Here is a 23,900-nt window from a genome sequence, read left to right on the forward strand (position 1 = left end):
GAATACCAGTTTAGACAGCCCTGGTTACATCTTTTATTTTTGGAGGAATCCACTGATGAGTATTGTCACGAAGTCAATCGTGAACGCAGACGCCGAGGCACGTTACCTGAGCCCCGGTGAGTTGGATCGCATCAAGAGCTTTGTGACCGGTGGCGAGCGCCGTCTCCGGATTGCTCAAACTCTGACCGAGTCCCGCGAGCGCATCGTCAAGCAAGCTGGCGACCAACTGTTCCAAAAGCGTCCCGATGTTGTCTCTCCCGGCGGCAACGCTTATGGCGAAGAGATGACCGCAACCTGCCTGCGTGACCTCGACTACTATCTGCGCCTCGTCACCTACGGCATCGTCTCTGGTGATGTGACCCCCATCGAAGAAATCGGTCTGGTGGGCGTTCGCGAGATGTACAAGTCTCTGGGCACCCCCATCGATGCAGTTGCTGAAGGCGTTCGGGCAATGAAGAACGTTGCTTCTTCTCTGCTGTCTGGCGAAGACGCTGCTGAAGCAGGTTCCTACTTCGACTACGTCATCGGCTCTATGCAGTAGAGCGTTGGCTCTTACTCTAGTACCCCGTACTGCAACGATTACGAGACTTAAGGAAGCAAAATCATGCAAGACGCAATCACCGCTGTTATCAACTCTTCTGACGTTCAGGGTAAGTACCTGGACAACGCTTCTCTCGAGAAGCTGAAGGCTTATTTCCAAACCGGCGAACTGCGCGTTCGTGCGGCTACCGCGATCAGCGCTAACGCTGCTCAGATCGTCAAGGAAGCTGTGGCTAAGTCCCTGCTGTACTCTGACATCACCCGTCCCGGCGGCAACATGTACACCACCCGTCGCTATGCAGCTTGCATCCGCGACTTGGACTACTACCTCCGCTACTCCACCTACGCAATGCTGGCTGGCGATCCTTCTATCCTCGATGAGCGCGTGCTCAACGGTCTGAAGGAGACCTACAACTCCCTGGGCGTTCCCGTGGCTGCTACCGTTCAAGCTATCCAAGCTATGAAGGAAGTGACCGCTAGCCTGGTGGGTGCTGACGCTGGTAAGGAAATGGGCGTCTACTTCGACTACATCTGCTCTGGCTTGAGCTAATTCCCTCCCAGGAATGTCGGATTGGGCTAACGCTCGTTACCGATAGTTAGAGGCTGGGCAGTTTGGAGTGAGTGCTAGCCCGCACAGGCTCCTCTCCAACAAGAGGTTAGTTTTCGCGGTCTAACATTGACTTTGAACGCCCAGCCTTTGTGCTACGCAGCTGACAGGCTTTCGTTCAACGATTGTCCCAGTTTGACAGGGATTGGTTTTATCCAATCTGGTCTGGGTAGATTGATTCTCAGAAATATTTGCTTGATCGCCTGAGCATACTGGGCTTTTGAGCTGCGTGCGATCGCCCTTTGTCGGTTAGGCTTGCCCCTCATCAAAGCACCGATACAAGCGATAGTTTCTTCACATTCAAAGTTTCTCTGTACCCTTTAGTTGGAGCAGACCACCTATGCGGATGTTCAAGATTACGGCTTGTGTTCCCAGCCAAACCCGGATTCGGACCCAGCGGGAACTGCAAAACACCTACTTCACCAAGCTGGTGCCTTACGACAACTGGTTCCGTGAGCAGCAGCGCATCATGAAGATGGGTGGCAAAATCATCAAGGTTGAGCTGGCCACTGGTAAGCCTGGTATGAACACGGGTCTTATCTAGAGATTTGGCGATCGCAAGCTGTTTTGACTGACCTTCTAGATGAAGGTGCAACAGCCCGCTGCGGTCATCCCAGCCTAGCCCATCCCTTCGTCGCAGGTTTTTTGCTTTGTGGAGAATTTCGGCAACTTCGCAGCCCACCAATTCTCCTTGATCTGCACTCCCCATGCTTCTGGCATCGCTGCGCAGCAAAGCACCGCTGGAACTCTTGAAAAAAAGCGCTCCAGCACACCCTAAAAACTGAAGTTCGGGAGTTCCAGAGAGATGCTTCTCTGGGTAAAAACTTCAGGCAGTAAGGGCAATCTTTTTGGGATACAGTACCGTTGGACATGCGGAATCTGGGCTCTGAAATGGGTCCGAACGTCTGTAGACTCTGTAGAAGGCGGTGACATGGCTTTGGTTGTGTTCGCAACAGAGTAATGAAACAGAAACCTAGATCGTGAGGTCTAGGGCTCGTCGTGGCTTCAGCCCGGTGGGAATGTCAAAAGCTCGTCTCTCAGATCAAATGCTGAGTCCAGGAAGAGGTCGCTTTGGCCTCTTTTTTGCTTTTTGGACATAGTAATTTCCCCGCAATGAGTTTTTTGGCTTTCTAGATTCTGCGTTTGCATTGCGCTAGGGCGAGAGATCCTCTACGATCGCCCCACGATCGCTCACCTCCAGGGCCGCCGTGAATATTCGTCGCTTTATCCCCTTCTTCGATCCCTCGGTGCAAACGTGGGCCATCGAAGCCCGTCTTCTCAGATGGCTCACCTTCCTGTGGTTGGCGATCGGCTTAGTTGCTCTTTTTTCGGCGTCCTATCCCATCGCCGATGCCGAGATGGGCGACGGCCTCTACTATTTCAAGCGTCAACTCATTTGGGTTGGCGTTGGCATGGTGGGCTTTAACTGCATTGTTCATGCTCCCCTTCGCTACATTTTGGGAGTGTCTCACTGGTTTTTGCTCTTCTTTTTGGGGCTGATCATCACGACGCTCCTGCCGGGAGTCGGCACGACGGTGAACGGGGCGACGCGCTGGCTGGAAATCGGGCCGTTTCCGATCCAGCCTTCAGAGTTTGTAAAGCCTTTTTTGATCTTGCAGGGAGCAAGGCTGTTTGGGCAGTGGGACCGGCTGACCTGGAGCACGCGCATCGGCTGGCTGCTGGTCTTTTGTATGGTGATGGGCAGCATTTTGATGCAGCCCAACCTGAGTACTGCTGCTCTGTGCGGTATTGTGCTGTGGCTGTTGGCGATGGCGGCGGGGATTCCGCTGCGGGCGCTGGGGGCTACGGCCTTTGCGGGGCTGATGCTGGGGACGCTCAGCATTAGCCTGCGGGAGTATCAGCAGCGGCGGGTGATGTCGTTTCTCAATCCCTGGGCCGACCCGATGCAAGATGGCTACCAGCTGATTCAGAGCTTGCTGGCGGTGGGCTCTGGGGGAACGTGGGGCACCGGGTTTGGGCTCTCGCAGCAGAAGCTGTTTTATTTGCCGATTCAGTACACAGATTTTATTTTCTCGGTGTTCGCAGAGGAGTTTGGGTTTGTTGGCAGCGTGCTGCTGATGCTGATGCTGGTGGCTTACGGGGCGGTCTCGCTCTGGGTAGCGCTGAAAAGCAAGCGAGTGGTTCATCAGCTGGTGGCCATGGGCGTCATGATCTTGCTGATTGGTCAGTCGCTGCTCAATATTGGCGTGGCAACGGGGGCTTTGCCGACAACGGGTTTGCCGCTCCCGCTGTTTAGCTACGGGGGCAGCTCGATGATTTCGAGTTTGATCACGGCGGCGCTGCTGATCCGAGTCGCGCGGGAGAGCCATGAGGCGGAGGTGGTGACGCTGCGGCGATCGCCCCCTGCCCCGCCTGCCAAACCGGAACCGCGATCGCCCCGCCCCTCAGAATCTCTCAAGGAGCGATCGCGCCCTTCCCCCAACCCCAATCGCTTATAAGATGAAGAATGGAGTGATACACCGCTCCATTCTTGCTTTGAGAGTTGGCTAGTGCGATCGCCCCATGGAAACTTTACAGACGCAGCTTTACCACCTGGAGCGCTTTGCCAATGGTTTGGTATCTGAGCAGCTGCTGCATCTCACGCCGTTGAGCATCGGTATCATTTTTGCTGCGGGTCTGCTCACGAGTCTGACGCCCTGCATGCTCTCGATGCTGCCGATCACCATTGGCTACATCGGCGGCTACGAGGCCCAGACACGCTGGCAGGCTGCCGCTCAGTCTCTATGGTTTTCCCTAGGGCTGGCCACGACCCTGGCGGGCCTGGGCATTTTGGCGGCGGTGCTAGGGCGGGTCTATGGTCAAGTGGGACTGGGTCTGCCGATCGTGGTCAGCGTGCTGGCCATCCTGATGGGCCTCAATCTCCTGGAAGCCCTGCCGCTGCCGTTGCCGAGCTTTACGGGGGAGGGCCTGATTTCCAAGGAATGGCCTCGCAGCGTGCAGTCGTATCTGGTGGGTCTCACCTTTGGGTTGGTGGCGTCGCCGTGCAGTACGCCGGTGCTGGCGACGCTGCTCGGCTGGATTTCGACGACTCAGGACCCGGTTTTGGGCGGGACGCTGCTGATCAGCTACACGGCGGGGTATGTTTCGCCGCTGATCTTGGCGGGGACGTTTACGGCGGCGATCAAGAAGCTGCTGGAGCTGCGCCAGTGGTCCGCCTGGGTGACGCCGACCAGTGGGGCGCTGCTGGTGGGGTTTGGCGTTTTTTCGCTGCTGTCTCGGCTGCTGCCAGGCGCCAGGCTCTAGACGGGCGATCGCAGCAAGCCGTTTGAAACTATTTCTGGACAGATTTTTGGGCCGACGATGGCAAATACTTCACTTTGGTCTGGGCCAAGCCGCTTTTTCAAAAAAGAGATGCTGCCGCTGCTGGCGGACTTGCGACTGGCGATCGCCCTTTTGCTGGCGATCGCCGTTTTCAGCATTCTCGGCACCGTCATTGAGCAAGGGCAGTCCCTCGCCTTTTACCAAGAAAACTATCCGGAGTCACCGGCCCTCTTCGGTTTTCTGACCTGGAAAATCGTCCTCGCGCTTGGTCTCGACCATGTGTACCGGACCTGGTGGTTCTTGGCGCTGCTGATTTTGTTTGGCGGGAGCCTGACCGCCTGCACCTTCACGCGCCAATTTCCGGCCCTGAGCGCTGCTCGCGGCTGGAAGTTCTACGACAAGCCGCGGCAGTTTGAGAAGCTGGCCCTCAGCACCGACATTGCTCAGGGAGCCCCCGATCGCCTGGTGGACCTGCTTCAGGGGCGGCGCTATCGCGTCTTCCAGGAAGGCAACCAGATCTATGCTCGCAAAGGGCTTGTGGGGCGCATCGGGCCGATCGTGGTCCACGCCAGCATGCTGCTGATCCTGGCGGGGGCGATCTGGGGCAGCATGACGGGCTTTTTCGCCCAGGAGATGGTGCCCAGCGGCCAGACTTTCCAGATTCGCAATATTTTTGATGCCGGTCCCTGGGCGGAGGCCCAAATTCCCAAGGATTGGTCCGTGCGCGTCAACCGGTTCTGGATCGACTACACGCCCGAGGGCACGATTGATCAGTTTTATTCTGATTTGTCGGTCCTGGACAATGACGGGCAGGAGCTCCAGCGCAAAACGATTCACGTTAATGAGCCTCTGCGCCATCGCGGCGTGACGCTCTACCAGGCTGATTGGTCGATCGCGGCGGTGCAGGTGCGGCTCAACAACAGCCCGACCTTCGAACTGCCCATGGCCCCGCTGGACCTGGGGGGCGGTCGGATTTGGGGGACCTGGCTGCCCACCAAGCCGGACCTGAGTGAAGGGGTTTCGCTGGTCACCAAGGACTTGCAGGGGATGCTGCTGGTCTATGACATGGGAGGCAAGCTGATCGGCACGGTGCGGGTCGGGATGGCCCTGGATCTGCCAGGGGTGACGCTGTCTGTGGTCGATCTGATCGGCAGCACGGGTCTCCAGATCAAGGCCGACCCTGGGATCCCGCTGGTCTACGCAGGCTTTGGCTTGCTGATGGTGGGCGTGGTCATGAGCTACGTGTCGCACTCCCAGGTGTGGGCGCTGAAAGTGGGCGATCGCCTCTATGTGGGAGGACGGACCAATCGCGCTCAGGTGACCTTTGAGCGGGAGCTGCTGGGGATTCTCGATCGCCTCAGTAGCCCGAGCGAGAACTCGGATGCGATCGCCCCTAGCGGAGACCTGGCACCGCTGGCCTAGACCCGCTGTATCCCTCACTTCCAGAGCTCTGAGCTAGAAACTCCTATAAGTGCTCAAAAACCCCTGCCAATCCAGCAGGGGTTTAATTTTGGAATTATCCAGAGCTAGGCAGAGTCAAGCTCTACTTTTTATGCGTGACCTCAATCACGGTATGGACGTTGCCCCGGGGCGAGAAATCTCCCTTGATGTGGACCTCTAGCGGGTCGCAGGCCGCCACAAAGTCATCTAAAATCTGGTTGACCGATTCTTCGTGGGAGATATAGCGATCGCGATAGCTGTTGATGTACAGCTTGAGAGCCTTGAGCTCTACCACCCGCTCATCGGGGACATAGGTGATGTGGATGGTGGCAAAGTCAGGGTAGCCGGAGAAGGGGCATTTGCAGGTAAACTCCGGCAAGGTCACATTCACGTTGTAGCGGCGGCCGACCCGCGGGTTGGGGAAGGTGATCAGCTCTCCCTCTGCGATCGCCCGCTCACCGTACTTCACCCCAGAAGTTTCCGAAGTTGCGGTAGAATTCTCTGCCAATTGCTCTGACTGCATGAACCGAATCTTTGCTGAAACGACTGACCCAGGGGCTAGCACTTTGAATCGCTAGATAGCTGGGTTTCTTTCTCAGTATAGAGTCAGGGTCTGGGCAAAGTTCACAGGCCACGCTCCGAGTCCTATTCCCCAGGTAGACGAGTCCTGGAGTCTAGCGATCGCGGTTGTCCTTCTCCGTACGATCGCGATGTCAGACGTATCGCAAATTTACAAAGCGTCTACTGTCAGACTGATTGATTTCGACTATTCTGGGGCATATCTATTTGAACGCTTTTTCGGCTATAAATACGGCTAAACCGATGACACCTCTCAATAGCAAGCCACCTATGCGAAACCATACCGTTCCTGGACCTCACCACCAGGCGGGCAGCAGCAACTACGCACCCTCAGTGCCGATTTCGGTTTACCGAGAGCTAGCCGCCGAGCTTCAGACCGCTCAGGTGATGATGAACTCCCTCAAGGCGCAAAATCAGCAGCTCCAAAACCACAACCAGCAGCTTCGTCTCGAAATCGAGCGCGTGGTGCAGACGTCCCTTCACTTGCGTCAGGTTGCCGATGCCTTCCAGCCTGTCGCTCTCCAAGAGCTGGAGATTCCTCGCGCTGAGCCAGAGGTCTGGTTTGAGCCCAGCGTGCCCCAGGCCCAGCCGCCTCGGCCCGCGCCGGCCCCCAGACCCGCCGCCCCGGCTGCCAAGCATGCACCGGTGGCTCCTCCCACGATTGCTGAGCCGCCTCGCCAACCCAAGCTGGTCACCGAGCAAGAGGAACCGCGCAACCGTCGCCCCGCTCCCCCAGAGCACTCCAGAGACCTGGGCGGCATTGGTCTGACCATCGCGATCTTGCTGATTATCGTCACGGCCTTTGGCGCAGGCTTTGCTATTGTTCGCCCCTTCCTCCCCAGCAAGTAACCTGGCGACGAAATCAGGCGATCGCGGCTGATTTTGTATCCTAGGCGGCGTCTGAGCAAGCGCGATCGCCTAAAAGCTGGTCATCCCCGGCAATTCGTATCCTGTGTTACAAAAGGATGCTGTGAGGCGGTGATAGAAGAAGGTGTCATCGTGGTTGATGGACTGTTGATAACGGTTTGAGGAGCAAAACATTGAAAAAGATTGAAGCGATTATTCGGCCTTTTAAGCTTGACGAAGTGAAAATTGCTCTCGTCAATGCGGGTATTGTCGGGATGACCGTTTCGGAGGTCCGGGGTTTCGGACGCCAAAAGGGTCAAACCGAGCGCTACCGGGGCTCTGAATACACCGTTGAGTTCCTTCAAAAGCTGAAGGTTGAAATCGTCGTCGAGGATGATCAAGTTGACATGGTGGTCGACAAGATTATTGCCGCTGCTCGGACTGGCGAGATTGGCGACGGCAAGATCTTCATCTCTCCTGTGGAGAAGATCGTGCGGATCCGGACTGGCGAGAAGGACCTCGAAGCCATCTAGCCTGAAGGACCGATCTCCTAAGATTGGTCCAAGATTTCTGATTCTTTTCTTGACTTGCTTAGGTCCCCTGGCGGGGACCTATTTTTTTGGCGCAGAGTCTAGCCCTCTAGGCTTGGCTTGCCATGAGCGATCGCAGCTTTGGCAGGAGCTGGTCAAAGGCGCGGCCTCGATGGCTCACTGAGCGCTTGAGATCGGGGGACATCTCGGCGAAGGAGAGGCGATGCTCGGGCACATAGAAGACGGGGTCGTAGCCAAAGCCTGCTTCGCCGCGCGGCGCATGGAGAATTTCGCCGGGGCAAATGCCCTCAGCCTGGAGGGCGATCGCGCCATCAGGACGGGCGATCGCCACCACGCACACAAACTGAGCCGCGCGATCGAGCTCGTTGCCCAGCTCTCCTAGCAGCCGCTCAATGCGCTCCGCATCGGTTTTGCCGTAGCGCGCCGAAAAGACGCCCGGAGCGCCCTCTAGGGCATCGACCGCCAGCCCCGAGTCGTCGGCGATCGCCCACTCGCCAGTCGCCCGAGCAATTTCAGAGGCTTTGAGGCAGGCGTTTTCTGCGAAGGTCAAGCCTGTCTCATCTACATCTAGCTCTGCTGGTTTTAGCTCCAGCGTCACCGGCACATCCGCCAGGTAAGACTGCATTTCCTTGAGCTTGCCGGGATTTCCCGTCGCCACAATCAGCCGTTTCATCATGCTTTGAAGTAGTTGTAAGTTGGGGTTCACAGCAAACGTCCTCACGGTCTTTAGCAGGATTCGTGAGAACGCTTGACGCTATTTCAATCAAATTTGGGCTAGAAAGAATCGGCCCAGTCCTTGGCCCAGCGGAGGGTTTGGCTGACGGCCTGGGGCGTCGCCGCTTCGCAGTAAAGCCGCAGCACAGGCTCGGTGCCGCTAAAGCGAATCAGCAGCCAGCGATCGTCCGCCAAGCGGAACTTGTAGCCGTCGATCGCCAAGCAGTCGACCACTTTTTGGCCAGCGATTTCCTGGGGCGGGTTTTCTTGGAGCTGGCTGAGCAGGCGCGATCGCACGTCCATGCTGGCCAGGGGCAGATCAATGCGATCGTAGGCCGAGAAAAAGCCCGTTTTCTCTTGCAGCTGGCGATACAGAGCGCTCAGATCTTGGCCGGTTTGGACCATCGTTTCTAGAACGAACAGCGCCGAGAGCAGGGCGTCTCGCTCCGGGATGTGGTGCCCATAGCCAATGCCGCCGGATTCTTCGCCGCCCAGCAGCACCGACGCCTCCAGCATCCGATCGGCAATGTACTTGTAGCCGATCGCCGTTTCGGTCACCGGCAGATCGTAGAGAGCCGCCACCTTGGGGAACAGATCCGAGCCGCTGATGGTTTTCACCAGTTCGCCCCGGTAGCCGCGCCGCAGGGTCAGGTGCTCCATCAAGATCGGAATCAAGATTTGGGAGCTGAGGAAGTTGCCATCGCCATCGACTGCGGCGATGCGATCGCTGTCTCCATCGAAGACTAAGCCAGCAATCAGGCGATCGGGGTCCTGGCGGCGCTGGGTCCGAATCCGGCGGAAAAGCTGAGAAAGGTAGCGGGGCAGGGGCTCGGGCGCACCGCCTTCAAACAGCGGGTCTCGGTTGCTGTTGAGCTCCTGGATCGGCACGCCGAGCAGCCGCTCTAGGCCGCTAGCGGCGGCCCCGTGCATCACGTCTGCAAAAACCGTCAGCTTGCCAGCGGCGATCGCCTCCTGAATCGCGGCGATGTCAACCTGCGATCGCAGCCCTTCGCAGTAGCCCGGCCACGGATCAAAGGTCTGCCACTGCCCCGGCGCAGCCGCCGGTGAGGTGCCCGCCGCCAGCTTCTGCTCGATCTGTTGGGTTACCTGGGGCGAAATTGAACCACCAAAAGATCCCTTCACCTTCAGGCCGGAGTACAGCCCCGGGTTGTGGCTGGCCGTGATCACGATCGCGCCCAACGCGTTGAGGTGATGGGCCGCCCAGCTAAAGGCGGGCGTCGGCGCGTAGGTCTCCGCCAGCAAAACATCGAATCCCTGGGCCTGAACTGCCTCTGCGGCAGTCTTCGCGAAGGACTCGGACAAAAAACGGCGATCGAAGCCGACCACAATTTTGCGATCGCGCCCCTCTGTGTCCACCTCGGCCAGCACCTCCGCCACCGCCGCCGCTACCCGAGCAACCCGCTCAAAGGTAAAGTCCGCTGCAATGATCCCTCGCCAACCATCCGTGCCAAACTGAATGGGTTTAACTGTGATGGGAACGGAGGACGCATGAACCGCCATGAGATCTGCCTCGTTTGAGAATCATGAACAACACTCCTCCGAGTGTATCCGCACTGGGAGCCAGAAGCAGACACTTTTTCGGATCGCGGAAGCGATCGCCCCTGGCAGATTACGGGCCTTTCACTGCACTTTCAAGCAGCGAGAAATTGACCCCTCAGGCTTTTGATCTCAAGCAGGAATAAGGCTTCGGGGTTTTTTGTGATTGAAATCCGCTTTTTTGCGGATATATACGGGGATAGCGCGATCGTTACAATACAAGAATCACCCCATCTACCGAAAACCCTTGGGAGGACCGCAGGCGATCGCCCTTCCCTTTCAGCCCTAAATCATTTATTTTTTGTTTTTTTTGATTAGAAACTGTCTATTTTCAAAAACTCTAGCCCTATTTTTGAGCCTCAAAGTATCAAGGAAAGCTTTAAGTCTAGATTTTTCAAAAAGGTACTTTTACTCATTGCCTTTTTCAAGAAAATTTCTTTATTAAAACTGTTTACCCAAAACAGAAAATATTTGAAATCTTCGAAAGTCTCTAGTTCAAAGCTTTCCATTGTAGTAGAAACCCCTTAGAGATCTCAAAATCAGTCTTTTCTGAAAGCACAATTTTCTGATTCTTTCGTGCAGAGCACTATTAGTTAAAAGTCAATTTCTTTGCCAAATTGGCAGTATTCATCCCCAGATAGATAGCTCTTATCGAAGATAGGCAATATAATCTTTAAGATTTATTTCCGAACCTCAGGGTGTGCTCATTCCGACCTCAGCGTTTGACCGGTTTCCCTTCACTCCTGTGTCCTCCACGGCAAAGCCGCCTGTCTCCGTATGGTTCTTGATTTCCCTTCCTTCCAAAGCAAGTCACGCCCCGGTAATGATTCATTCCTCGCGCCCCTAGGGACTGTGCCCATGGATAGTGATCCTCTGGATTTGCAACTTCAGCAGCAGGTCCAGTTTTCACAGCTGCTCAATCAGATCAGCACAGAGATCTGCAAGACACTGGATCTCGATGAGGTGCTGGAAGTCGCCTGCCATCTGCTGGGACAGGCCCTGGGCTGTAGCCGAGTTTCTATGCTGATTCGGAAAACGGACGAGGATGACTTTTTGATCACGCGGGGGGAGTATCGCCAGGGCGAGATTGCGTCTCAGATCGGGCTGCAGCTGCCCATCGCCAACGATCCGCATTTGCAGGCGCTGATGGAGCGGCCCGGGGTGTTGGCGATCGCTCGACTCGAGGAGGCGGCAGAGCTGGGGGACCAAGGACAAGCCATGGCCGCTGAGCTGGGGATTCGGTCGATGCTGGCGGTGGCCACGCGCTACCAGGGGCAGGTCAACGGGATTTTGGGGCTGCACCAGTGCGATCGCCAGCGGGAGTGGCTGCCCTGGGAAGAAGCGCTCGTAGAAGGGGTCGCAGGGCAGTTAGCGATCGCGATCAATCAGGCGCGCCTCTACGACGAAATGCGCCATCGGGCCGAGCGGGAGTCTCTGCTGCGCTTGGTGACCAACCAAATTCGCCAGACCCTCAATCTGTCAGTCATCCAGCAAACCGTCGTCCAGGAAGTCCGCAAGCTGCTCAACACCGACCGGGTGGTGATTTACAAGTTTGATCAAGACTGGAACGGCACGGTGGTGGTCGAGGACGTCATCGCGCCCTGGTGCTCGGTCCTAGGCGTGATCGGTCAAGATGACTGCTTCTCAGGCAACTATGCGCACCTCTACCTCGGCGGGCGAGTGCGGGCCATCAACGATGTCGAGAAGGCGGGCCTCAACACCTGTCACGTAGAGTTTCTCAAGCGGCTCCAGGTCAAGGCCAACTTGATTGTGCCCATTGTGATCGGCGCTCAGCTGTGGGGGCTGCTGATCGCCCACGAGTGCCGCAGCACCCGCCGGTGGCAGCGCTGGGAAACCGATCTCCTCGAGCAGCTGGCCAATCAGGTGGCGATCGCCATTCAGCAGGCCGAGCTGTACGCCCGCTCCCAGGCCCAAACCCAGCAAATTCGCACCACCCTAGAGCAGCTCCAAACCGCTCAAATGCAGCTTATCCAGAGCGAAAAGCTGTCTCTCTTGGGCCAAGTCACCGCGGGCGTTGCCCACGAGGTCAACAACGCCATGAACTTTGTGCACGCCAATCTTCCCCATGCCCAAGGCTACGCGCTCTCGCTGTTTGAGGCCCTCGATCGCTACCGCCAAGCGGTGCCAGAAGCTCAAGATCGCCTAGACGCCATCGACGAAGATCTCGACCTAGACTATCTGCGTCGAGACTTCCCGCTGATGCTCCAGTCGATGCGGGACGGAGCCAGCCGGGTGCGGGAGGTGGTCTTGGCGCTGCGGCGCTTCGCTCACTTAGACGAAGCGAAGCACAAGGCCATCGACCTCCACGAAAGCATCGATAGCTGCTTGGTCATTTTGCGCCACCGCCTAGATATGGGGGTCAAAGTGACCAAAGAGTACGGCGCGCTGCCGCCCATTCACTGCCGCGCCGGACAGCTCAATCAAGTCTTTCTGAATTTGATCAACAATGCCATTGATGCGGGGGGCGATGCGACTCAGTTGACGATCCGCAGCTGGCAGGCCGATCCTCAGACCGTCTGCATTTCCTTCAAGGACAATGGTCCCGGCGTTCCCCAGGAGCTGCTAGAGCGAATCTTTGAGCCGCTCTTTACCACCAAGGACAAGAAAGAAGCCCGCGGCCTGGGACTGTCGATTTGTCGGGAAATCGTCGTGAACGGACACCAGGGGCGGTTGGAGTGCATCAGCTCGCCGGGAGAAGGGGCAGAATTTCTCATTGAGCTGCCGATCAAGCTGGCCTAGGCGGCTTGGGGGGTCTCGCTGGGCGATCGCCCAAAAGCCACGCGATCGACGATGAAGGTGGTGTTGGCGGTCAGGACAGCCCGGGCGATCGCCTCTCCTTCGAGGGTCAGCTCGTGGTGGGGTAGCGGCACCTCCAGATCGGTGCTAGGGCCCAGGTGGTAGCGCTGGCCCCCTCTAATGTGGCTCATGCAGCGGCCCTGACCATCGAAGACGGCTAGCTGAACTGGACTGGCACTACAGACTTGGACTTTGACGGTTCGCACGGACTGGCGAAACTGCACCGTGATGCCGCGATCGCTGGTTTTCGGCGCAATCACCCGCTGCCCAGAGCATCCCTGAAGAAATAGGGGATTAGAGGGCTGGAGGGCGATCGCTCCTTGGAAGGCGACGCCCAAGTCGGTGTACTGATGCTGAATTTCTTCGTACAAAGCTCGCTCATCGAAATTGATTTCGGCCCAGGCCGGCATGGGGGTCGCCGCAGCCCGTTGCAGGTGCCCAGGGGGGGTTGTGTCGATCCTGAGAACAGGAGCAGTCTTGGTGGTGGGGGGCAACATAGTGATTTCCAGGATGAGATGCACTGAACGTAGCGGGAGACCGTCCCCAGGAGGTCTACAAACATCCTCCGTAATATTTCGGGGAGCTGGCCCCTGGGTATGACAGTTTGCTAAGTGATTTTTCCTGATTGGGCGGGCGATCGCGGGTAGGGAAGACCAAAAGTGCTGTCAAGGGCAGGCGATCGCGACTAAGCAGCCCTCATATCAGGACACTTGGCAAAGTGCCACACTGCCTCTAGGCCCAGAAGCACAATTTCTGCGGCGGTCCTTAAATGATTTCGATACAATGGCTTGTCAGTGCGAACCAAGCCTCTCTTGCCGTCCACTACGATCTTCATGAACCAGCTACACAGTGCGTTCACACTCTTTTTGAGCCTTCTAGTGGAAGCAATTCCCTTTTTGCTCTTGGGCGTTCTTTTCTCCAGCTTTTTGCTGATATTTGTGGACGAGCGCAAGCTCGTGGCGTCCCTCCCCAAACATCCGCTGTTTGGGGCCTTGTCGGGCGGCATGGTCGGTTTTTTGTTTCCGGTGTGCGAGTGCGGCAACGTACCGGTGGCGCGGCGACTGCTGATCCAGGGTGCTCCTGCCCCGGTTGCCATCGGATTTTTGCTGGCGGCCCCCACGATTAACCCGATTGTGATTTGGTCGACCTGGATTGCTTTTCGCGACCAGCCCGAGATTGTGTTTTGGCGCGTGGGGCTAACGCTGGCCATTGCGACGTTGATTGGCTGGCTCTTTAGCACCCAAAAAGATATTCGCCCACTGCTGCAGCCCAATGTTGCCAATTTGGTGCGATCGCCCGAACCTGAAAAATCTTCGGGGGGCAGCGTTTCGCCTCTGCTCCAGTCGGGCACGTTTTTGATCGGTCAGGGAGAGTCGATGCGCTTTGAGACGGCGACGGCCACTGCGGCGGCCGCTCCGGCGATCGCCGCGCCCAACAGCCGATTCTGGCTCTTCCTAGAAAACGCGGTGCAGGAGCTGCGGGAGCTGGGGGGCGTTTTGATTCTCGGCAGCGCGATCGCCGCTTCGATCCAGATTTTTGTGCCGCGGGAAGTTATCCTGGGGCTGGGCCAGGGACCGATTACTTCGATCGTGGCCATGATGCTGCTGGCCGCCATCGTGTCGATTTGCTCCACGGTGGATTCCTTTTTTGCCCTGTCCTTTGCGTCGGCCTTCACCGGCGGGTCTCTGCTGGCGTTTCTGATTTTCGGACCGATGATCGACCTCAAGGCGATTGGCCTGATGATGTCGCTGTTTCGCGGGCGGGCGATCGCCTACATCTTCGTCATTGCGGCCCAGTTGACCTTCCTTGCGACTTTGTTCTTGAACCTGCATGTCAGCTAACTCTTCCCCCCGCACCGTTCGCTCTCCTCAAGCGCGGATCTGGCCAGCCCTGACAAATTTGCTGGATATTCTGGCGATCGCCGCTTGGGGAGCCCTCCTGATGCACTACTGGCGCGATGGCAAGCTGGGGCTCTTGATCCACCCCAACTACCACTGGCTGACGATCGCCACCGGCCTGCTGCTGCTGATCATCGGCGTTGCCAAGCTGCTGCTGCTGATCAGCCGTATCGTGCGCCGTCGCGCCATTGTCAGTCAGCGGTCTCACATGACGCTGCTGCCTTCGGGCTGGAGCAGCGCCCTGCTGTTGGCCGCTGCGATCGCAGGCTTTTTGATCACGCCCCGCGCCTTCGCCAGCGACATCGCCCTCAACCGAGGCATCGCCGACTTTGTCACCCTCACCCGCAGCCAGCCTCAGTCCTTTCAGGTGGTGGCTCGCCCCGAGGATCGCTCGATTGTAGAGTGGGTGCGGACCCTCAATGTGTACCCAGAGCCAGACGCCTACACAGGCCAAGCGGCCAAGGTTCAGGGCTTCGTGGTGTACCCGCCCAACTACCCAGCGGGGTACCTGGTGATTTCGCGGTTTGTGATCACCTGCTGCGCGGCTGACGTGTATCCGGTCGGCCTGCCGGTGAAGCTGCCCGAGGGCAGCGCTGCCCAGCCCTATCCCGCCGACCAGTGGCTCGAAATCGAGGGCACCATGGCCACTGAGGAACTCGACCAGCGGCGTCAGCTGGTGATTGTGGCCAAGTCCTTCAAAACCATTCCTGAACCCAAAAATCCCTACGATTACTAGGCCATTTCGAGCTCCCCGAGGAATCGCGGCTTTTGCCGGACCTGTGGCCCCGTCGTTTTGAGCAGCATCCGCTATGGCTTCGTCATTTCCCAAGGAAAAAATTTCTCTGTCTACCCTCGATCGCGTTGCGCTGGGGGCGATGGTGGCTTTGTCAATTGTGATCGGCTTGCTGATCTGGAGCGGTGATCACACCGAGCCCAAGGTCCGGGACTTTAGCTGGGCCAGTCAGCGCATCGGCTCCGAGGACCGGGCCTTTATCGTCACCTTCAATCGCCCCATGAACACCGAAAGCGTGGAGCGCAACCTGCGCATCAGTCCAGCACTCCCAGGGAAAATCAGCTGGGCGGGGCGGCGCATGGCCTACACGCTGACCCTGCCAGCCCCCTACAGCACGCAATTTAGCATTGCCCTTGAGGGGGCTAGGGACCGCTTTAGCAATACTGCTGAGCAAGCTGCTTCCATTGAACCTTTCTTGAGCCAGTTTCAGACGCGCGATCGCGCCTTTGCCTACATCGGCACCAACGGTGACGAAGAGGGACGCTTGGTTCTCTACAACTTCACCCAGGAAAAAAAGCAGATTCTCTCGCCAGCGGGCTTGGTGGTGCGGGAGTTCGAGAGCTATCCCAAGGGCGATCGCATTCTTTTTGCGGCTACGGACCGGACCAGCTACAACCAGGGCAAATTTGACCAAAAGCTGTACGTCGTGGGCACCGGCGCCAATGGGTCGCCGCGTGAGGAAAATCCAGCCCCTGAGCTCGTCCTAGACAGTGGTCCCTATCAAAATCTCAAGTTTGACCTCTCACCCGATGGAGAATTTATCATCGTGCAGCGGGTCAAGCGGGACGACCCCAGTGACTTTGGCTTTTGGAAAATCCTGGGCAACAAGGAACCGGTCCCCTTTGAGACCCAGCCCGGGGGCGAGTTTTTGATCACGCCAGACAGCAAAGCCGTGGCCATGGCCCAGGGGCAAGGGGTTGCCATTGTGCCGCTAGACGAAAGCAAGGCCCAAACAGCCGATACCCTGGACTTTTTGCCGAAGTACGGCACGGTGCTGAGTTTTGCCCCGGACGGCACCCAGGCCGCCATGGTGAAATTCAACACAGACCGGACGCGATCGCTCTTTTTGGTGACCAACCAGGGCAGCGAGGTGGAGCTGATGCGCACGACCGGATCGATTCGCTCCGTTACCTTTGACCCGCTACAGCAGCAGCTCTACTGCCTGCTGACGGAGCTGATCGAGGACCCGAACGCCTATCGAGAGCAGCCCTACATCGCCACGCTCAACCTCAAGACCAAAGAAAAAACCACGCTGGTTCAGCTACCTGCGCAGCCGGATGTGCGCATGAGCCTAGCGCCGGACGGGCTGGCGCTGCTGTTTGACCGCTCGATCCGCGCAGACGCAGCTCAGCAGAGCGAGCCCAGCGCCCTGCGCAACGATGCGGGGGAGGCGATCGCCACCAGTCAGCTTTGGCTGCTGCCCCTGACGCCGCCTGACGCCGAAACCGGCAAAACTCTGGCTCTCCAGCAGCCGGAGCTACTGCCCTTTGAAGGATTCCGGCCAGTCTGGCTGCCCTAGGTCGGCGAGGCCACCAGCACCGTTACTGGTGTCGATAGTTAGCACAAAGTCGTAGAGCTGGTGGGCCATGGACAGTTTGGAGCAGGGGGCGATCGCCTGCTGGCGGCCGTGGCGATCGAGGAAAATCGCCTGATTGGTCGAAGTGCCAAAGCCGCTATCGGCTTGGTCAACGGGATTGGCGGCGATCGCGTCGAGCTTCTTGCGCTGGAGCTTGTCCCGCGCGGGCGGCAAAATATCGCCGGTCTGGGCCGCGAACCCTACGAGGGTCTGGCGCGGCAGGCGGCGATCGCCCAGGGTCATCAGGATATCCGGCACCGGCGCTAGTTCCAGCTGATCCGGGAGCGATCGCTTGGGCAGTTTCTCCGCCACGTAGCGGGCCGGTTTCACATCGGCCACCGCCGCCGACATCACAATCCAGTCTGCCTCTGGCTGGTGGGCGAGCATGGCCGCATACATTTCTTCTCCGGTGGTCACCGGCACTGTCTGGACCGGCGGCAGCAGCGATCGCAGGGACGCCTCCATCGGGCCATGGACCAGCGTCACCGCTGCGCCGCGATAGTAGGCCGCCTGGGCCAGCGCCACCCCCATCTTGCCGGTGGACGGATTGCCCAAAAAGCGCACTGGGTCTAGGTACTCGCGGGTCGAGGCGCCGCTGATGAGGACGCGCTGTCCTGCCAAGTCCCGCCGACCGCCGGTTTGCAGCAGCGACTCAATGGCCACCAAAATTTCTGGCGGCTCGGCCATGCGGCCCATCCCAACGCGATCGCACGCCAGAATTCCCGCCCCTGGCCCCACGCCATGGCAGCGCGGATTGCCCAAAACCTGCTGCCAGTTCGCCTGGACCGTCCGCTGCTCCCACATATCCGTATTCATGGCCGGGGCCAGCAGGATCGGGCAGGTCGAGGCCAGGACTGTATTGGTCAGGAGATTGTCCGCTAGGCCGTGGGCCAGCTTACCGAGGGTGTTTGCGGTCAGGGGAGCCAACACCAGCAGCTCCGCCCACTCCCCCAGCTCGATGTGCAGCGGGCGAGCATGGGTCGGCTGCCAAAAGTCTTGGTCCGTGTAGGCCGGATGGCGACAGAGCGTCGCCACCGACAGCGGCGTAATGAATTCTTGGGCAGCATCAGTCAGGATGGCCCGAACTTCAGCCCCGGACTTCGCCAGGGAAGAAATCACTTCGCATACTTTATAGGCCGCGATGCCACCACCGAGGCCTAGGAGAATTCGCCGACCTTTCACGCTTCGTCGTAGGCTTCTAGGTCGAGTAGGTGAATGTAGGGTTCAACCAGTTCTGGACGCTGGAAGGCGATCGCTCGCAGCAGGTGCCAGTCTTCTAGCCCCTCGAATACGCTGCTGTAATCATCATCTTCCAAGCGATTGGCTAGGGCAGCCACCTCTGCTTCGGTAATTTCAGCAACGTCCTTATGGGAAAAATTGGCAGTTGTCATGGCTCCGCACCTCCTATCCTCCGCGCTTTCAGTTCACTTGCTTTGCTGAGCAGCGGGCAGGAAACTCGCCTCAGGCTTTAATTTTATCTGAAATCCCTACCCCTTCCCGGAAAAGGTCATCAAGTGTTTCAATTGGTCGGCGCTAAGTCCCCGGGTCAATTTGCCCAGGCGGCGCTCTGGGCCTCGATAAATGCCTTGATTCGCTCTAGCACCACCATCTGGATTTCGTGACCCATGTCATATTCTTCGTACTGCACGCTCACCCCCCGCTGGGTGAGGTCCTCCCGGGCGTGGTGGGCAGCTCGCAAGGGAACGACGGCATCCTGGCGGCCGTGGACGACGAGCACGGGCGGCACCGGATCGGCCAGAGGCTGGGTCACCGGGTGGAGGTAGCCGCTGAGGGAAAGGAGCCCCGCTAGCGGCAGCTGCAGCCCCACATCGAGGGTCATCGCGCCGCCCTGGGAGAAGCCGCTGAGAAAGGTCCGATCGAGGGGCACGCCGGTCTCGCCTTCGAGCGATCGCAGCCAGTCATGGAGCAGCTGGCGACTCTCAGTAATGCCGGTGTACTGGTCGCTTTCCAGGTCATACCACATTTTGCCGTCAGCGGCGTAGGGGTGGGGAAAGGGGGCATCCGGCAGCAGGAACTGATAATCGCCCAAGCCCAAGAAAGGCACCAGTCCGGCCAAATCCGCAGCGTTCGCGCCCCAGCCGTGGAGGGCGACAATCACACCTTTGGGGGGCTGATTCGAGGTGGGCAGGATCGATTTGACCGACAGCATAGGCGTTCTCAATCTGGTTTGCTGCTTCTACTGTGCCGCGTCGAGCGCCTTTGAGGCCAGCCTTGGGCACCAGATCCAGAAAAGGGGCGATCGCCTGCTGAGATCACTGCGCTCACCGGCCCTTGGGGCACTGCTCTAGATAGGCGACAAGCTGCTGGCCCGCTTCGGTGATGTGAGCCTCTAGCAGGGCGATCGCGCCAGGGGTGTCTTGCTGGCGACAGGCGGCCAAGAGCTGGTAGTGCTCTCTCTGCGATCGCTCCAGGTAGTGCATTTTGCTCATTTGCAGGCGGACATAGCGATCCATGTTCACGTGGATGGCCTTCAGCATGGTCATCAGGCGGGGCCGATGGGCCGGGGCATAGAGCGTGGCGTGAAATTCCCAGTTCAGCTCTGACCAGCGGCCCACATCCGTCGCCTGGTCCGTGGCGGCCAGCAGCGTCTCGGCCTTTTGCAAATCTTCGGCCTGGAGCTGGGGCAGCGCCACCCGCAGGGCCGTAGTTTCCAGGGCAGCGCGAATTTCGCACAGCTCCTGGGCCTCTGCGGGCGAGAGGACCGAAACCGTGGCGCCTCGGTTGGTGTAGAAGGTGACCAGTCCCTCGACTTCGAGCTGGCGCAGGGCCTCTCGAACCGGAATGCGGCTCACCCCAAACTTGGTCGCGATTTGGTCTTGGCGCAGGGATTCCCCTTCCTGAAAGATGCCGTGCAGGATGGCCTGACGCAGGGCATCGGCGATTAGATCGGGCGTGCTGCGCTGCTGCTGAAGCACAGTGGCGGCAAGGTCGTTGAGATTCATGTGGATATTGTATACGATTTTTGTATACAATATCCAAAGCGAGTAGCTGAGACTGGTGAGCAAACGCCTAGCCATGGGCGATCGCCCACCGAGCGACTCCAAGTCCTCAGCCGCCCTTCCATCACTCCCCTCAATTAAAAGGAGTCAGTATGAGCCATCAACCTCAGTCCGATCGAGTGATCATCTTTGACACCACCCTGCGCGACGGCGAGCAGTCTCCCGGCGCCACCCTAAACGTGGGCGAAAAACTGGCGATCGCTCATCAACTGGCTCTACTGGGCGTTGATGTGATCGAGGCTGGCTTTGCGGTGTCGAGTCCCGGCGACTTTGAGGCCGTCCAGGCGATCGCGCGGGAGGTGGGCGGCCGCCCCGACAGCCCGATCATTTGCAGCCTGGCCCGAGCCGTACCCAAGGACATCGAAGCAGCAGCCGAGGCCCTCAAACCCGCCGCCCATCCGCGCATTCACGTGTTTCTCTCCACCTCGGATATTCATCTGGAGCACCAGCTGCGCAAGTCCCGGGCCGAAGTGCTGGCCCTGACCGGCGAAATGGTGGCCTACGCCAAGGGCTTCGTGGCAGATGTTGAGTTTTCACCCATGGACGCCACGCGATCAGAGCCCGCCTTTTTGTATCAGGTGCTGGAGCGGGCGATCGCCGCTGGGGCCACCACGATCAACATTCCGGACACCGTGGGCTACCGCACCCCCAAGGAAATCGAAGCCCTGATCCAAGGCGTCCGCCAAAACGTCGCGGGCATCGATCAGGTGATCCTGTCCATCCACACCCAAAATGATCTCGGCCTCGCCACCGCCAACGCCCTGGCCGCCATCGAGAGCGGCGTGCGCCAGGTCGAGTGCACCATCAACGGCATTGGCGAGCGGGCCGGTAATGCTGCCCTCGAGGAAGTCGTCATGGCGCTGCACGTGCGGCAGGCCTACTTCAACCCGATTTTGGGCCGGCCCGCCGACCACACCGAGCCCCTGACCCGGATCAATCCGCAGGAGCTCTACCGCTCGTCGCGGATGGTGTCCCAGGCCACAGGGATGAGCGTCCAGCCCAACAAGGCGATCGTCGGCGCCAATGCCTTTGCCCACGAGTCCGGCATTCACCAAGACGGCGTCCTCAAGCACCGCGAAACCTACGAAATCATGGACGCGGCCACCATTGGCCTGATGGAAAACCAGATCGTTCTGGGCAAGCACTCCGGCCGCAACGCCTTCCGAACGCGCTTGCAGACGCTGGGCTTTCAGCTGGCAGAAGAGGAGCTCAATCGGGCTTTCCACCGTTTCAAGGAGCTGGCCGACAAGAAAAAAGACATTACCGACTGGGATTTGGAGGCGATCGCCCGGGACGAAGTCCAGGCCGACGCAGAGCCTAGCTTCCGCCTCGAGCACGTCCAGGTGACCTGCGGCGACTGCACCTGTCCCACGGCTACGGTCACCATCGTCACTCCCACCGGCGAAATTTTGACCGAGGCAGCGGTGGGCACCGGCCCCGTGGATGCGGTGTACCAAGTGATCAATCGCCTGGTGAAAATCCCCAACCATCTGGTGGAGTTTGCGGTCCAGTCTGTGACGGAGGGAATTGACGCCCTAGGGACAGTGACGGTGCGCCTGCGCCACGAGGACCGGCTGTTTATCGGGCAGGCCTCGGATACGGACATCGTGGTCGCAGCGGCGTTCGCCTACATGAACGCTCTCAATCGCCTGGCGCGATCGCTCCCGGCAGCGGCACCGGCGGCCCTGAGCGCCTAGGAAAAGCGCGGGCTAATCCAGACTGAGAGTAGTCTCAAGCCAGTTCCAGCGGCCCGCAGGCTTCTCTGATCCTGGGATTTTTCCGGGAACCAGAGGTTCTCTTTGAAGGTCTTATTGAGCGAGTTCTCCCAGAATTTGCGGACGACGGGATACTGACCGAGCCGCAGACGCCCGTCAGATCGCCCAAGTGGATGAGTCTGTTGCACGAAGTCCATTTGGAGCCGAGCCGCTAAGCTCAAGGTCAGCTCTCATCCCGAGTTTGAGTCTCTCCGCCCTCAGACCTTCGGTATCAAATGTCAGAGCACGTGTGCGCCACTGTTGGGATCGCTATGCACTTGTTAATTAGGAGCCAATCATGGTGAGACTGCCCCATTTGCGATCGCCCGGTCTGTCGGCCCAGAAGTCTTTGGGCATTGCGCTGCTGACCACAGTGGCCCTGCTCGGGAGCGCGATCGCCCCGGCCTCCGCCGAGGTCAAAATCATCATCGGTGATGACTACGATTCCTACGATCGCTATGGCCGCTACGAAAACTATCGGCCCTATCCAGCGACGATCCGCCCGAGCAGCCGCAGCACGTCTGTAGACCTGTCCATCGACCCCAATCGCCCCACCGGCACGCGATCGCGCGGTGGCGTCGTCTGCTGCGTCAGCAACAGCTCTAGCTCCCGCTACGACTACAACCCCTACGGCCGCGGCACCCTGGTCAACCCGACCATCATCAACTCCGAGATCAACGACTCCACGCTGATCAACCCCACCATTATCAATTCCGAAATCAACGGCTCTCGGCGCGGGCGGGTCATTTATCGGCGAGTCGAGTATCCCTCGGGCTACTACTACACCTACTAGGGACTGGATTCACCCAGCCAAATTTTGCGGGCGATCGCTTTCTGCAAGGGAGCGATCGCTTTTGATTGCTTTGGCGTATGCTCAGGATTGGCCAATTTCTAGAGAAGGCTGGGGTCCGCGCAAGACCGAGGTGCTAGGCCACAGCCGCTAACCGCCTGTTCTGTTGTGGGTGAGCGATCGCAAATAACCTATGAAACGTCTATTACTAGCCAGTTTAGTCAGTCTCCTGCTGCCTCTCGCAGCCTGCTCGTCCTCACCGGAGGGAGGTTCCGCCAGCAGTCCCTTACCCAATGCCCAGGGAGAAGCAGTCCGCACCTTCACTACCGGGGCAATTCCTGATCAAGACCCCGAGAAGCTCCAGCGGCTCTACGGCAAGCTAGCCACCTACCTAGAAGCCAAGCTGGGAGTGCCGGTGGAGTACAAGCCCGTCACCGACTACGCCGCCGCCGTGACGGCCTTCAAAGTCGGAGACCTAGACATGGTCTGGTTTGGGGGGCTCACAGGGGTGCAGGCTCGTTTGCAGGTTCCCGGAGCCGAAGCCCTAGCGCAGCGAGACATCGACGCCGAATTTCGCAGCGTTTTTATTGCCAACAAAAACTCAGATCTTCAGCCTTTTGAGGATTTGCAAGGACTCTATGCCCTGAGGGGGCGCTCCTTCACTTTTGGTAGCGAGTCCTCGACCTCAGGCCGTTTGATGCCCCAGTACTTCTTGCAGCAGGCCGGGGTCAAACTTGAAGACTTCAAGGGAGAGCCGGGCTTTTCGGATTCTCACGACGCGACGATCAAGCTGGTGACCGCAGGCTCCTACGAGGTCGGAGCGCTCAATGAGCAGGTGTGGGAAAGCCGTCTGAAAGAGGGCGCGATCGACACGAGCAAGGTCCAGGTCATTTGGCGGACGCCCACCTACTACGACTACCACTGGGTAATCAATCCGGCGGTGAAAGAGCGCTACGGCGCGGATTTCGTGGACAAGGTCCAGGCCGCGCTGCTGAGCCTCGACCCGGCCGACCCAGACCAAAAGGAAATTTTGGAGCTGTTTGGGGCTCAGAAGTTTATCCCAACGGAGAATAAGAACTACGCCCAAATCGAGGCGGTCGGTCGCCAAATCGGCAAGATCAAGTAGTTCACGGATC

At 58.6% G+C, this 23,900-nt stretch carries 23 protein-coding genes; 15 read left to right on the plus strand and 8 right to left on the minus strand.

Annotated features, from left to right (window positions below; translation table 11 throughout):
* The first annotated feature begins 55 nt into the window (after positions 1 to 55).
* The 6 genes from apcA (at position 56) to GEI7407_RS11785 (ending at position 5,851) form a co-directional block, all read left to right on the plus strand.
* Positions 56 to 541 (plus strand): allophycocyanin subunit alpha, encoded by a 486-nt coding sequence (apcA, locus tag GEI7407_RS11760; RefSeq protein ID WP_015172402.1) that lies wholly within the window; start codon positions 56 to 58, stop codon positions 539 to 541.
* Positions 542 to 604: 63 nt separating this feature from the next.
* Positions 605 to 1,090 (plus strand): allophycocyanin subunit beta, encoded by a 486-nt coding sequence (gene apcB, locus GEI7407_RS11765; RefSeq protein WP_015172403.1) that lies wholly within the window; start codon positions 605 to 607, stop codon positions 1,088 to 1,090.
* Between the two features lie 397 nt (positions 1,091 to 1,487).
* On the plus strand, positions 1,488 to 1,691 hold the full coding sequence (locus GEI7407_RS11770; protein ID WP_015172404.1) for a phycobilisome linker polypeptide: 204 nt from the start codon (positions 1,488 to 1,490) through the stop codon (positions 1,689 to 1,691).
* A 664-nt stretch (positions 1,692 to 2,355) separates the two neighbouring features.
* On the plus strand, positions 2,356 to 3,606 hold the full coding sequence (locus GEI7407_RS11775) for an FtsW/RodA/SpoVE family cell cycle protein (protein ID WP_015172405.1): 1,251 nt from the start codon (positions 2,356 to 2,358) through the stop codon (positions 3,604 to 3,606).
* A 64-nt stretch (positions 3,607 to 3,670) separates the two neighbouring features.
* Complete coding sequence (locus GEI7407_RS11780; RefSeq protein WP_015172406.1) at positions 3,671 to 4,411, plus strand: cytochrome c biogenesis protein CcdA; 741 nt, start codon at positions 3,671 to 3,673, stop codon at positions 4,409 to 4,411.
* 57 nt (positions 4,412 to 4,468) lie between these two features.
* Positions 4,469 to 5,851, plus strand: a complete 1,383-nt coding sequence (locus GEI7407_RS11785) for a cytochrome c biogenesis protein (protein WP_015172407.1) — start codon at positions 4,469 to 4,471, stop codon at positions 5,849 to 5,851.
* A 121-nt stretch (positions 5,852 to 5,972) separates the two neighbouring features.
* Here the strand turns inward: GEI7407_RS11785 and queF are convergent, their stop codons facing one another.
* Positions 5,973 to 6,392, minus strand: a complete 420-nt coding sequence (gene queF / locus GEI7407_RS11790; protein ID WP_015172408.1) for a preQ(1) synthase — start codon at positions 6,390 to 6,392, stop codon at positions 5,973 to 5,975.
* 326 nt (positions 6,393 to 6,718) lie between these two features.
* Here queF and GEI7407_RS11795 point away from each other — a divergent pair, with 326 nt between their 5' ends.
* Both GEI7407_RS11795 and GEI7407_RS11800 read left to right on the plus strand, forming a co-directional pair.
* Positions 6,719 to 7,297 carry a hypothetical protein gene (locus GEI7407_RS11795; protein WP_015172409.1) on the plus strand — a complete coding sequence of 193 codons (579 nt, stop codon included), beginning with the start codon at positions 6,719 to 6,721 and terminating at the stop codon, positions 7,295 to 7,297.
* 191 nt (positions 7,298 to 7,488) lie between these two features.
* A complete protein-coding gene (locus GEI7407_RS11800) occupies positions 7,489 to 7,827 on the plus strand; it encodes a P-II family nitrogen regulator (protein ID WP_015172410.1) in 339 nt (112 codons plus the stop codon).
* Positions 7,828 to 7,933: 106 nt separating this feature from the next.
* Here GEI7407_RS11800 and rdgB read toward each other — a convergent pair whose 3' ends face one another.
* Complete coding sequence (rdgB, locus tag GEI7407_RS11805) at positions 7,934 to 8,521, minus strand: RdgB/HAM1 family non-canonical purine NTP pyrophosphatase (protein WP_041268418.1); 588 nt, start codon at positions 8,519 to 8,521, stop codon at positions 7,934 to 7,936.
* Between the two features lie 98 nt (positions 8,522 to 8,619).
* The gene (locus GEI7407_RS11810) at positions 8,620 to 10,080 is read right to left on the minus strand and encodes a phosphoglucomutase/phosphomannomutase family protein (RefSeq protein WP_015172412.1); all 1,461 of its coding nucleotides are present in this window, start codon (positions 10,078 to 10,080) and stop codon (positions 8,620 to 8,622) included.
* An 894-nt stretch (positions 10,081 to 10,974) separates the two neighbouring features.
* Here GEI7407_RS11810 and GEI7407_RS11815 point away from each other — a divergent pair.
* Positions 10,975 to 12,876 carry a GAF domain-containing protein gene (locus GEI7407_RS11815; protein WP_015172414.1) on the plus strand — a complete coding sequence of 634 codons (1,902 nt, stop codon included), beginning with the start codon at positions 10,975 to 10,977 and terminating at the stop codon, positions 12,874 to 12,876.
* Here the strand turns inward: GEI7407_RS11815 and GEI7407_RS11820 are convergent.
* Positions 12,873 to 13,430 (minus strand): hypothetical protein, encoded by a 558-nt coding sequence (locus GEI7407_RS11820; RefSeq protein ID WP_015172415.1) that lies wholly within the window; start codon positions 13,428 to 13,430, stop codon positions 12,873 to 12,875. The two genes, GEI7407_RS11815 and GEI7407_RS11820, sit on opposite strands and share 4 nt — an antisense overlap.
* A 336-nt stretch (positions 13,431 to 13,766) precedes the next feature.
* Between GEI7407_RS11820 and GEI7407_RS11825 the strand changes: the two genes are divergently transcribed.
* From GEI7407_RS11825 to GEI7407_RS11835, 3 genes are all read left to right on the plus strand, one after another.
* Positions 13,767 to 14,774: a permease gene (locus GEI7407_RS11825; protein WP_015172416.1), complete on the plus strand. Its 1,008-nt coding sequence runs from the start codon at positions 13,767 to 13,769 to the stop codon at positions 14,772 to 14,774.
* The gene (locus GEI7407_RS11830; RefSeq protein ID WP_015172417.1) at positions 14,764 to 15,567 is read left to right on the plus strand and encodes a TIGR03943 family putative permease subunit; all 804 of its coding nucleotides are present in this window, start codon (positions 14,764 to 14,766) and stop codon (positions 15,565 to 15,567) included. The genes GEI7407_RS11825 and GEI7407_RS11830 overlap by 11 nt, the downstream gene beginning before the upstream one ends.
* A gap of 73 nt (positions 15,568 to 15,640) precedes the next feature.
* Positions 15,641 to 17,143 (plus strand): hypothetical protein, encoded by a 1,503-nt coding sequence (locus GEI7407_RS11835; protein WP_015172418.1) that lies wholly within the window; start codon positions 15,641 to 15,643, stop codon positions 17,141 to 17,143.
* On the opposite strand, the gene coaBC is transcribed toward GEI7407_RS11835, so the two are convergent.
* The 4 genes from coaBC to GEI7407_RS11855 all read right to left on the minus strand — a co-directional run bounded on the left by coaBC (position 17,102) and on the right by GEI7407_RS11855 (position 20,163).
* On the minus strand, positions 17,102 to 18,382 hold the full coding sequence (coaBC, locus tag GEI7407_RS11840; protein WP_015172419.1) for a bifunctional phosphopantothenoylcysteine decarboxylase/phosphopantothenate--cysteine ligase CoaBC: 1,281 nt from the start codon (positions 18,380 to 18,382) through the stop codon (positions 17,102 to 17,104). The genes GEI7407_RS11835 and coaBC overlap by 42 nt on opposite strands.
* A complete protein-coding gene (locus tag GEI7407_RS11845; protein ID WP_015172420.1) occupies positions 18,379 to 18,591 on the minus strand; it encodes a DUF2555 domain-containing protein in 213 nt (70 codons plus the stop codon). The genes coaBC and GEI7407_RS11845 overlap by 4 nt, the downstream gene beginning before the upstream one ends.
* Before the next feature lie 155 nt (positions 18,592 to 18,746).
* Positions 18,747 to 19,370 carry an alpha/beta hydrolase gene (locus GEI7407_RS11850; RefSeq protein WP_015172421.1) on the minus strand — a complete coding sequence of 208 codons (624 nt, stop codon included), beginning with the start codon at positions 19,368 to 19,370 and terminating at the stop codon, positions 18,747 to 18,749.
* A gap of 112 nt (positions 19,371 to 19,482) precedes the next feature.
* A complete protein-coding gene (locus GEI7407_RS11855) occupies positions 19,483 to 20,163 on the minus strand; it encodes a GntR family transcriptional regulator (RefSeq protein WP_041268420.1) in 681 nt (226 codons plus the stop codon).
* 149 nt (positions 20,164 to 20,312) lie between these two features.
* On the opposite strand from GEI7407_RS11855, the gene GEI7407_RS11860 reads away from it, so the two are divergent.
* From GEI7407_RS11860 to GEI7407_RS11875, 3 genes are all read left to right on the plus strand, one after another.
* Entirely contained in the window at positions 20,313 to 21,917 is a 1,605-nt protein-coding gene (locus tag GEI7407_RS11860) for a 2-isopropylmalate synthase (RefSeq protein ID WP_015172423.1), read from the plus strand.
* 355 nt (positions 21,918 to 22,272) lie between these two features.
* Positions 22,273 to 22,767: a hypothetical protein gene (locus GEI7407_RS11870; protein WP_015172424.1), complete on the plus strand. Its 495-nt coding sequence runs from the start codon at positions 22,273 to 22,275 to the stop codon at positions 22,765 to 22,767.
* A 190-nt stretch (positions 22,768 to 22,957) separates the two neighbouring features.
* Entirely contained in the window at positions 22,958 to 23,890 is a 933-nt protein-coding gene (locus tag GEI7407_RS11875) for a putative selenate ABC transporter substrate-binding protein (RefSeq protein WP_015172425.1), read from the plus strand.
* The last annotated feature ends 10 nt before the right edge of the window (positions 23,891 to 23,900 follow it).

This window comes from Geitlerinema sp. PCC 7407 (genome assembly GCF_000317045.1).
Lineage (GTDB): Bacteria > Cyanobacteriota > Cyanobacteriia > PCC-7407 > PCC-7407 > PCC-7407.

Bases quoted from the DNA above. Each gene is read 5' to 3' on its own strand.
- queF (WP_015172408.1), bottom strand. From the start codon at position 6,392: ATGCAGTCAGAGCAATTGGCAGAGAATTCTACCGCAACTTCGGAAACT.
- GEI7407_RS11830 (WP_015172417.1), top strand. From the start codon at position 14,764: ATGTCAGCTAACTCTTCCCCCCGCACCGTTCGCTCTCCTCAAGCGCGG.
- apcB (WP_015172403.1), top strand. From the start codon at position 605: ATGCAAGACGCAATCACCGCTGTTATCAACTCTTCTGACGTTCAGGGT.
- GEI7407_RS11875 (WP_015172425.1), top strand. From the start codon at position 22,958: ATGAAACGTCTATTACTAGCCAGTTTAGTCAGTCTCCTGCTGCCTCTC.
- GEI7407_RS11835 (WP_015172418.1), top strand. From the start codon at position 15,641: ATGGCTTCGTCATTTCCCAAGGAAAAAATTTCTCTGTCTACCCTCGAT.
- GEI7407_RS11785 (WP_015172407.1), top strand. From the start codon at position 4,469: ATGGCAAATACTTCACTTTGGTCTGGGCCAAGCCGCTTTTTCAAAAAA.
- GEI7407_RS11780 (WP_015172406.1), top strand. From the start codon at position 3,671: ATGGAAACTTTACAGACGCAGCTTTACCACCTGGAGCGCTTTGCCAAT.
- GEI7407_RS11845 (WP_015172420.1), bottom strand. From the start codon at position 18,591: ATGACAACTGCCAATTTTTCCCATAAGGACGTTGCTGAAATTACCGAA.
- GEI7407_RS11850 (WP_015172421.1), bottom strand. From the start codon at position 19,370: ATGCTGTCGGTCAAATCGATCCTGCCCACCTCGAATCAGCCCCCCAAA.
- apcA (WP_015172402.1), top strand. From the start codon at position 56: ATGAGTATTGTCACGAAGTCAATCGTGAACGCAGACGCCGAGGCACGT.
- GEI7407_RS11870 (WP_015172424.1), top strand. From the start codon at position 22,273: ATGGTGAGACTGCCCCATTTGCGATCGCCCGGTCTGTCGGCCCAGAAG.
- GEI7407_RS11820 (WP_015172415.1), bottom strand. From the start codon at position 13,430: ATGTTGCCCCCCACCACCAAGACTGCTCCTGTTCTCAGGATCGACACA.
- rdgB (WP_041268418.1), bottom strand. From the start codon at position 8,521: ATGATGAAACGGCTGATTGTGGCGACGGGAAATCCCGGCAAGCTCAAG.
- GEI7407_RS11860 (WP_015172423.1), top strand. From the start codon at position 20,313: ATGAGCCATCAACCTCAGTCCGATCGAGTGATCATCTTTGACACCACC.
- GEI7407_RS11810 (WP_015172412.1), bottom strand. From the start codon at position 10,080: ATGGCGGTTCATGCGTCCTCCGTTCCCATCACAGTTAAACCCATTCAG.
- GEI7407_RS11855 (WP_041268420.1), bottom strand. From the start codon at position 20,163: ATGAATCTCAACGACCTTGCCGCCACTGTGCTTCAGCAGCAGCGCAGC.
- GEI7407_RS11770 (WP_015172404.1), top strand. From the start codon at position 1,488: ATGCGGATGTTCAAGATTACGGCTTGTGTTCCCAGCCAAACCCGGATT.
- GEI7407_RS11815 (WP_015172414.1), top strand. From the start codon at position 10,975: ATGGATAGTGATCCTCTGGATTTGCAACTTCAGCAGCAGGTCCAGTTT.
- GEI7407_RS11795 (WP_015172409.1), top strand. From the start codon at position 6,719: ATGCGAAACCATACCGTTCCTGGACCTCACCACCAGGCGGGCAGCAGC.
- GEI7407_RS11825 (WP_015172416.1), top strand. From the start codon at position 13,767: ATGAACCAGCTACACAGTGCGTTCACACTCTTTTTGAGCCTTCTAGTG.